The following is a 662-nucleotide window of genomic DNA, read 5'->3' as shown; positions in this document are numbered from 1 at the left end:
CGGCACCAGGTGCCCGGAGCCGAGGTGCGCGTGGTGCACCTGGACACCGCCTCCGCCAAGTACGACCTCGCTCTCGCCGCCCAGGAACACCCGGACCGCCTCGTCCTGCGGATCGACTACGACACGGCTCTCTACACCGCCGCATCAGTCGAGTTGATGGTGCGTCAGCTGGACGAGCTGCTCGCGGCCGCCGCCCGTCCGGGCACCACGTGCCGGGAGCTGCTCGCCGCGCTCGTGTCGGAGCCCGGATCGCCGTGCGTGGCCGAAGAAGCCGTCGTGGTGGCCGGCACCGTCGCGGCCTCCGCCACCGTGCACGAACTCGTGCTGCGGGAGGCCCACCGCGCCCCGGACGCCGTCGCCGTCGTCCACGGGGAGAAGTCCCTCACCTACCGCTCCCTGGTCGAGGACGCGGCCCGTGCCGCGCACTGGCTCAGGTCCGAAGGCGGCGTGCGCGAGGGCGACCTGGTGGCGCTGCTGCTGCGGCCCGGCGCGCACACCGTCACCGCGATGCTGGCCGTGGCCATGGCGGGAGCCGCCTACCTGCCGCTCGACCCCGAGCACCCCGAGGCCCGGCTGCGGCTGGTCCTGGACGACGCCCGCCCCCGGCTGGTGATCGCCGAGCAGGACGACACGGACGGGCAGGCCCGCCCGGACGGGCAGGC

General features: G+C 75.1%; 1 protein-coding gene. It reads left to right on the top strand.

Annotated features, from left to right (window positions below):
- Positions 1-662: AMP-binding protein (locus tag WN71_RS39340; RefSeq protein ID WP_143074945.1), on the top strand; the 662-nt coding region annotated here is incomplete at both ends.

Origin of the sequence: Streptomyces mangrovisoli, from assembly GCF_000974985.2 — a bacterium.
Taxonomy (GTDB): Bacteria; Actinomycetota; Actinomycetes; order Streptomycetales; family Streptomycetaceae; genus Streptomyces; species Streptomyces mangrovisoli.
Note: the sequence above shows the minus strand (reverse complement) of the source record. Positions and strands in the feature narration are given on the sequence as shown.